Origin of the sequence: Vibrio sp. 10N.222.48.A3, from assembly GCF_041475345.1 — a bacterium.
Taxonomy (GTDB): Bacteria; Pseudomonadota; Gammaproteobacteria; order Enterobacterales; family Vibrionaceae; genus Vibrio; species Vibrio tasmaniensis_A.
On record NZ_JBFRVX010001252.1, the window covers coordinates 1 to 3,493 of the forward strand.

The 3,493-nt window shown below is 42.5% G+C and carries 4 protein-coding genes; all 4 read left to right on the forward strand.

Annotation, left to right across the window (positions count from 1 at the left end; genetic code table 11):
• The first annotated feature begins 264 nt into the window (after positions 1-264).
• The 4 genes from hinT (at position 265) to lpoB (ending at position 3,348) form a co-directional block, all read left to right on the forward strand.
• A complete protein-coding gene (gene hinT / locus AB4653_RS25405) occupies positions 265-615 on the forward strand; it encodes a purine nucleoside phosphoramidase (RefSeq protein WP_009847160.1) in 351 nt (116 codons plus the stop codon).
• A 228-nt stretch (positions 616-843) separates the two neighbouring features.
• Entirely contained in the window at positions 844-2,235 is a 1,392-nt protein-coding gene (locus tag AB4653_RS25410; protein WP_009847159.1) for a COG3014 family protein, read from the forward strand.
• Positions 2,235-2,618: a YcfL family protein gene (locus tag AB4653_RS25415; RefSeq protein ID WP_009847158.1), complete on the forward strand. Its 384-nt coding sequence runs from the start codon at positions 2,235-2,237 to the stop codon at positions 2,616-2,618. The genes AB4653_RS25410 and AB4653_RS25415 overlap by 1 nt, the downstream gene beginning before the upstream one ends.
• A gap of 139 nt (positions 2,619-2,757) precedes the next feature.
• Entirely contained in the window at positions 2,758-3,348 is a 591-nt protein-coding gene (gene lpoB / locus AB4653_RS25420) for a penicillin-binding protein activator LpoB (RefSeq protein ID WP_009847157.1), read from the forward strand.
• Positions 3,349-3,493 lie beyond the last annotated feature (145 nt).

Consider the following 3,493-nt stretch of genomic DNA (forward strand, 5'->3'; position numbering starts at 1 on the left):
AAATAAATGTGGACCTAATACCAGGTCAAAACAAAACTAACAAAATTATCAGGATTCTATTGAGCTCGGCTTACGCATTTTATGACGCACACGTCAAAAATAGTCCTTTGTCCTAGCCAATATGCCGTTCTTGAGAGGTAAGGCGTGTTTTTTTTTGATTTGAACGGTGTTTTTTATTATGCTTTAAAGCAGGTTTATTGTGGTTTGATGCGGCATAGCGCATACTCAAAGCATTAAAAAATAAATGTTTTATCGGAGAGACACATGGCTGAAGAAACCATTTTTAGTAAGATCATCAATAAAGAAATCCCAGCAGATCTACTATACCAAGACGATTTAGTAACCGCATTTCGCGATATTAACCCTCGTGCTCCTAGTCATATTCTAATTATTCCTAACAAGCTGATTCCAACAACGAATGATGTTGAAGCGGAAGATGAAGCAATGATGGGACGTATGTTTACTGTTGCTCGTAAGTTAGCAAAAGAAGAAGGCATTGCAGAAGACGGCTATCGTCTTATTGTGAATTGCAATTCTCACGGTGGCCAAGAGGTTTACCATATTCACATGCATTTGGTTGGTGGCCGCCCGCTTGGCCCGCTTTTAATGAGTTAATTAAAAGGCTAATAAGCTAACGAAACAGTTAATGATCTCGTTAATACAAGTTAATGGTTAATTAACATAAACAGCGAGTTGGAAAATTTGTTGTTTGTATGCCAACTTTTATTTTTATCTGTTGTCTGAATATCGGCATCGATTAGGTAGAGCCTAAAAAGCAAGGTATCCACTTGCTTAAGATCCTTTTAACAAAGTTGGCATTTTAAACATGCACGGAGACGATAAGTGAAGCACCAGTTTAGATTCGCTTCCATTGCCCTGTTATCGGCGTTGACAGCGGGTTGTGCGAATATGTCGGCAGGGAGCCTGTTCAGTCATTACAGCGCGCAAAACAAAGAAATTTACCAAGCAGTCAAGTCTGGGGATTATTCAACGGCTCAACAAGAGTTACCAGATTACGTAGCAGGTGACATTCTTGATAACTTTGAAAAAGGTAGAATTAATCTACTTGATCAAAAATATCCTGAGAGTAAGTCGTCGCTCGAACTGGCCGATCAGGCAGTAAAAGATCAGCAAAGTAAAGCGGTGATCTCTGTATCAGACAGTGCAACCAGTGTCGGCGCGTTGGCTGTGAATGACAATATTACCGAGTATGTGCCTGCTGACTATGAGTTGGGTTTTCTGCATTTATATCTTGGTTTGAATTATTTAAAGAAAAACGACTTAGAAGGTGCGGTGATCGAAATGCGTCGCGCTAACCAAGTTCAGGAACAAGCCAAGAAACAACGTGAAGCTGAGTTAGAAAGTGCTGCTAGCGACGCAAAATCTCAAGGGTTGTCTGCCAACGTGGGTAGTATTCTTGCGAATTATCCTGATGCGGGTAAAAAGCTGCAATCTGTGCAAAATGCGTATCTGATGTTTTTGTCTGGCCTGCTTTACGAAGCATCTAACGATCTGAACAGCGCTTATGTGGACTATCGACGTGCTTTGGCCATCATGCCTGATAACCAAGAAATCATCGATAGAACCATGGCAACAGCTGCTCGCTTAGGCATGCGACAAGATTTAGCAACACTGAAAAAGCGCTACAAACAGTCATCTAAGTTAGGGGCAAGCGAAGGGCGAGTAATTGTGCTTCAAGAACAAAGTGCAGTTCAAGCGATGGACAGTTGGCGATTAGATTTGCCTATTTATGACAGTCGCGATCAGGGCGCAATATATTCTCTGGCGCTGCCATATTACCCGCGCCAAAACGTAGAACGTTTTTCTGCGCTACGAATCAGTGGGCAACCGTTGTCTGAGCATTTGATTACGGATGTGAATGCGATGGCGCAGAATGATTTATCTGAACGTATGACGAGCATTGTTATTCGCCAAGCGTTACGTGTGGTCGCGAAAGATCGCATCCGTAAAGAAGCAACTCAAGGTAACGATGTCGGTAACATTTTGTTCAATGTCTGGAATGCATTCACGGAACAACCAGACACTCGAAGCTGGCAATCTTTGCCTGCGGAAATAAAGACCAGCACGTTTGTAGCAAACAGTGGTCAATATACGTTAGAAGCGGGCGCTAAAACGTATGACTTTGATATTCGAGAAGGGCAGACCACTTTGGTGTGGATTTCTCGACAAGGAAACAATGCAACAATGTGGCATAAACAGCTAGGGAGGCTGTAATGAAAAAGTGGTTAGTGAGCTTAGCAGCGGTTATGGCTCTGGCTGGTTGTGCTGATAATACAGCTGGCGTAAGGGTAGATAGTCAAACTCAGAACGTTTTCTTTGGTGATAAGGTATTGGGTAGCCGCTTACAGGTTGAAGATATCCGAACTGACCTCGTCGACGGTCATACGCGAGGAATCGTGCGTTTAAACAGTAACTATAAAGGCGATCAACATATCCTTTATCGCTTTTACTGGTACGACGATGCTGGTCTTGAGGTCAACCTAAAGCAAGGCCCTTGGAAGCAAGCAATTGTTCGTGGCTTTGAAAGTATTTCGTTGTCGGAAGTGTCGGTAAATCCGAAAGCGACTCAGTTCAGAGTTCAGTTCAGAGAGCAGTAAACTTTCGTTTGGAACCGCTCATATTTAGAGTGGTTCCAAGCTTTATAGCAAAGACGAGATAGAACGGGTCTAAGGATTCGAAAATACAAAAATTTAAGAGAGTGGGTAACCCCGCTTAGTGATTAGTTAAGGAAACAAAATGAAAAAGAGTGTCATTGCGCTACTAGGTTTAGCGGTTATTTTAGGCGGTTGTTCAAACAAGGTAAGCTACGGTGATGCACAATCAGTAGAAACCACGACAATCGATTTCGGTTCAACTGACCTTCAAACGATTGCGGGCGAAATGGTCGATAGCATGATGGCGTCTGGTTCTGTGTCTTATATTACTCGTGAGCAACGTCCAATCGTGTTCGTAGAGCGAATCAAGAACAAAACAAGTGAGCACATCGATACTGAGTCAATCACTGATACCATCAGTACTAAAATGCTGAACTCTGGTAAGTTCCGTTTCGTTGATATGGACCGTGTAGAGTCTGTTCGTGAACAATTGAATTTCCAAAATAACGATGAGCTTGTAAATCAAAGCTCAGCAATCCAATTTGGTAAAATGGTTGGTGCTCAGTACATGTTGTACGGCAACCTATCAAGCATCGTTAAGAAAGCGGGCAGCGACGAAGACGTATACTACAAAATGACCATGCGCCTAATGGATCTTGAGTCTGGCTTGATTGAATGGGCTGACGAGACTGAAATCCGTAAGCAACAATCTAAGAGCTTGCTGGGCTTTTAATTAAGTTTACTTGGCTTAGTCATGCCTCAACGCAGTACATGTTATTTGCTGTGATTGGTATTAATGAAGAGGCACTGGCTTTTGGTCAGTGCCTTTTTTGTAGGGAAATTAAGACGTTTATAGGGCAGTTAAGACGTTTATAGGG

Coding starts and splice junctions, on each gene's coding strand:
- hinT (WP_009847160.1), top strand. CDS start 265: ATGGCTGAAGAAACCATTTTTAGTAAGATCATCAATAAAGAAATCCCA.
- AB4653_RS25415 (WP_009847158.1), top strand. CDS start 2,235: ATGAAAAAGTGGTTAGTGAGCTTAGCAGCGGTTATGGCTCTGGCTGGT.
- lpoB (WP_009847157.1), top strand. CDS start 2,758: ATGAAAAAGAGTGTCATTGCGCTACTAGGTTTAGCGGTTATTTTAGGC.